Annotated in this window: 3 protein-coding genes; all 3 read left to right on the top strand. The window is 38.6% G+C overall.

Going from position 1 to position 4610, the window contains the following annotated elements; all coding sequences use genetic code 11:
• The coding region (gene queG, locus VFS71_RS17315; RefSeq protein WP_326402846.1) for a tRNA epoxyqueuosine(34) reductase QueG at positions 1-549 on the top strand (549 nt) is incomplete at its 5' end.
• 273 nt (positions 550-822) lie between these two features.
• Positions 823-1203, top strand: a complete 381-nt coding sequence (locus VFS71_RS17310) for a hypothetical protein (protein WP_326402845.1) — start codon at positions 823-825, stop codon at positions 1201-1203.
• Positions 1200-4610 (top strand): hypothetical protein (locus tag VFS71_RS17305; protein WP_326402844.1); only part of this gene is annotated, 3411 nt, incomplete at its 3' end. The genes VFS71_RS17310 and VFS71_RS17305, both read left to right, overlap by 4 nt.

Raw genomic sequence — 4610 nt, 5'->3', positions numbered from 1 at the left:
GGACGTGCTTTTGTGGATTCTGCTCCTGTTTTGGATAAAGCTTGGGCTGCCAAAAGCGGTTTAGGGTGGATAGGTAAAAACAGTAATTTGCTGACTCAAAAAGTAGGTTCTTTTTATTTCATAGCTGAGCTTATCATCGATTTAGATCTAGAATATGATCATGCCGTTACAGATCATTGCGGAACCTGTACGGCCTGTATTGATGCTTGTCCAACAGAGGCAATTGTGGCGCCTTATGTTGTGGATGGCAGTAAATGTATTTCTTACTTCACTATAGAACTTAAAGAGAATATTCCTTCGGATATGAAGGGTAAATTTGATGATTGGGCTTTTGGCTGTGATACTTGTCAAGATGTTTGTCCTTGGAATCGTTTTTCAAAATCTCATAATGAACCTTTGTTCAGTCCCAATCCCGAATTACTTTCGATGTCCAAAAAAGATTGGATCGAAATAACCGAAGAAACTTTTAAAATCGTATTTAAGGATTCTCCTCTTAAACGATCAAAATTTCATGGCATTCAGAGAAATATAAATTTCTTGAAAATATAGTTTTTAACAATGTGTTTTTTAAACTAGTGTAGACTTTTGAATTGTTATTAAAGTTTATTTTTGCTTTGTTTTATGTTGTCATTTTTTTAATAGAACTGTATTTTTGGTTTTATTCATGTGTCTATTTATCAGCATTTTACTTATTTGTCTTATTGAAAGCGCACTTCGTCGTTTAAAAGCGTCTTTTATCGGTTGTTGTTAACAAGTTGTATGAGATTTTTATATTTTCGCTGCAACCTTGTCTACTTATTAACACTGCTAAAAAAAATTATATTGAAGAAAACTACTTACGCGTACTACAATTTACTTCCAAAATCTTTTTTATTTTTTTTACTCTCCGCAAATTTTATTTCTGCGGCGGATAAATCAACCATTTTTTCAAATGGCGCGATGGAAATTTCATTATCACAAACTCCACTTTGTAATGAAGTTTTGTTTCACAATCGTTTGGATAAAAGTATTCCTTCTCTCGAAAGTAAAGACACCTTTGCTCAAAATCCTTTTTTGATTTTGGAAGGAAAAACTTGTGTCATTTGTTTATTTGATGAGATTAAAAGCCTTCGTAAAGTGTTTTATTATCAAAGTAGTGCAGTTTTTAGTATTGCTAAAATCATGGTGAAGTTTGTTCAAGCCTTTAAAAACTATTCTATATGAATACTAAGTTTATAATGACAAAAAATATCGCATTTATTACCCTATTGTTAGTCATGTCTTTCACTAAGGTGATGGGGCAGACTCCAGGACTAATTTATCAGCCTGCGACTGGATCTGGCAAGCTTGTTTTAGATCCTAATGGAGACGGCTATGTATCCGCTACAACTGCCGGTTTTACAACGGATGACCAATTGCAAAGTGAAATTCCTTACAATTCACTGGTTTTTCCTATGGTGGAGCCTAATAGCGATCTAAGCTCTGGGCCGAGTTGTAGTTTTACGGATTTTGTAGATCAGGGAGATCAGGATCCTGTTCAATCATATTTAGATTCTAATGGAAATTGGCTTTTCAGGATGCGAATGGGGACTACTGCACCGAATTCTAAAAGCTATAGTATCCTGATTGATACAGATGGTAAATTTGGATCCTCAGGACCTAATGCCGATCCACAATATTCAAGTTCCAATCCGGGATTTGAAATAGAAATCGTGTTGGCAACGAATTTCGGTGTTTACATATACAATGTAAATAGTACTAGTGGTTGTTCGCTTGTTAAATCTTACGTAGGGACAACAAATTATCAAAAATCGGTGGCTCTGACTACTAGTTGTGGCAATCCGGATTATTTTTATGATTTCTTTGTACAAATGAGTGATTTGTCTTTTGGGATGACTTCAGCAACACCTGTTCGAATGGCTATGGTTGATAATATGGGAGCTGAGAAATCGACGGTTTGTAATCCTGCTTCAGCTTCGGATATTGCTGGTATAGATTCCTCTTGTGGAAGTCTTGAAAATTGTTTTGGTGTTATAGTTGATAATTATACGCCTTGTCCTCCCGGTCAAGTCTGTCAGGATCGTTCTACATGCCCTATAATTAATGGGCCTATATATACCGATAATAGTACTATTACGGGTACTTCAACCGAAGCTTCGGGCACTAATATAACAGTTAGTGTTTATGCCAGTGATGGAACTACATTAGTTCGAAGTGGAACTACCACTACTACGGGAACTACTTGGACGATTAATATATCATCGCTAAGTCCATCAGGGACATTAACAACTGGACAAATTGTAAGAGCTAAGGCTACAGCAAATGGGAAGGGAGCGTCAATTGATAATTGTAGTGAAAAGACGGTTTTGGGAGCGCCTTGTACAACAGCTGCACCAACTTCAATTACTACTGCTAATTCAGGAAAGGACATTGTAGTTGGATATGCTTCACTTACGGGGGTTGTAACAGTCAATGTTTATAATGCTAATGGAACTGTTTGGCAGTCATTTACTTCTGGTAATGTAACTAGTAGTCAGGCAACACTTTCAGGAGGCAGTCCAATAACAAGTAATGGCTCTAAAGTTCCAGATGGAACATATTATGCTACAATAACTTTCGGGGGATGTACATCTCCTCCTCTAGAACAATGCATTGGATCAAATATTGCTGCAGCACCTACGGTAACCTCACCAATTTCAACTGGAGCAACAACGGTTGCAGGTACAGGTTTAGTTGGATATAATGTTATAGTTTATGCCGATGGAGTAAAAATTGGGACTGTAAATAATTTGGCCAGCACTAGTTGGTCTGTAACAGTGCCAGCATTGACAAAGTGTCAGGTTATTACAGCAAAACAGAATAGAGTTTCGATAAATAACGCCTCAGATACTGGTAATTGTAATTCTCCTGCATCTACATCAGTTACAGTTTCCAAGACTGCAGCGACACCAGTCATAACAACCTATAGTTGTGTAGCATCTCCGTATGTTATCACAGGAACATCTACTGAAAATGGTGGAACTATTACTTTGTATCAACCAAATTCAGCAGGTACGGCAGTTGGAACTGGAATTGTTAGTGGAGGGTCTTGGTCAATTGTGCCATCTGTTTCATCAGGTACTATAGTTGCAAAAGTAACCTCAGGAGCTTGCCTCACATCTAGTTTAGATTCGGCTCCAGTTACATATTCAAGACAACCAAGCATTGCGGCTTATACGATAGGAATTACCAATCCTGTAGAAGGTCAGACTTCTGTAAGTGGTACTATATCAGGAGGTACTTATCCTGTGACGGTCACTTTGTATCAAGACGGATCAGCTATTGTTAATAGTTCTTCGGTTCCATATACTGCAGTCGTTTCTGCGGCAGGAGCTTGGACTATCAATGGTTTGTCATCGACCGATTTATATTTAGGTGGTGTAATTCAGATCTCTTTAACCGGCACAGGTTGCGAAAGCGGATTGAGTACAACAACAGCTACTGTACAATGTACACCTCCAATACTTCAAACTTATACTGGAGGCAGTAAAAGTTATTGTAATGGATCGGCAGGATCCATAAGCCTGAATTCATCGGAATCTGGAGTGCTTTATGAATTGGTTAATGGTGCGGGTACTACAGTTGGGCCTTCCACAGTAGGTACGGGAAGCGCAATAACTCTGTCCACAAATGCATTGACAGCTAATTTGACAAATCTGTATGTAAAAGCATATAAAATATTAAATACAAGTTGTTCGATAACATCTACTGTGGCAATTAATTTTGATACGCAATCGCCTTCTCCTACAGTTACTTTTCCGAGTACAGCGCTTTCAGTTCAACAAGGAATCACTACTCTTAATTTACCTTATTCGGCAAGATCGGCTTCTCCTTTAGCTGATAGATACACAATTGATTATTCAATTGCAGCCAACAATCAGGGATTTGTAGATGTGACATCCCCTGCAACAATTTCTTCAAACTCTGGGAATATTATACTGTCAATTCCAGTTGCTGCTGCCTTGGGTAGTTATACAGGAACGATAACTGTTACTAATAGTAGTGGTGGTTCATGTATATCCGCTTATAGTTTTTCGGTTGCTGTTTTTGGAGCATCGTCACCTCCTGTAATTAGTGTAAATCCTTCAAATGTGTCTATTTGTAGCGGCACACCAACAATATTAAATGTTACTGCTTCGGGTTCAGGAACATTAAATTACCAATGGCAGGAGGCTTCATCCTTTGGAGGTCCTTATGGCCCTGTTGTCGGTGGCTCAGGTGCGGCATCTGCAAGTTACACGACTCCTGCTCTAACTTTGACTAAATATTACCGAGTGTTAGTTTCGAACACACCTAGTACAGGCACAACAACCAGTAATGTGGCAACCGTAACGGTAAATTCACCTATTGCTCAGACAATAACGGGTACTACCCCAATATGTGTTGGAGGTTCAGCAACTTGGACCAGTACCACTTCAGGAGGTTCATGGTCGAGTGCCACTCCTGCTGTTGCAACAGTTGATGCAGTAACAGGTTTGATAAATGGTCTTTCGGCAGGAACATCGGTAATTACTTATTCAGTAACAGTTGGAGGGTGTGTTAATACGGCTAATAAAACCGTAACGATAACTCCAACGGTAGGTACTCCAGTA

The sequence above is a fragment of the Flavobacterium sp. genome (genome assembly GCF_035760125.1).
Lineage (GTDB): Bacteria > Bacteroidota > Bacteroidia > Flavobacteriales > Flavobacteriaceae > Flavobacterium.
This window is presented reverse-complemented; position numbering and strand designations above follow the sequence as displayed.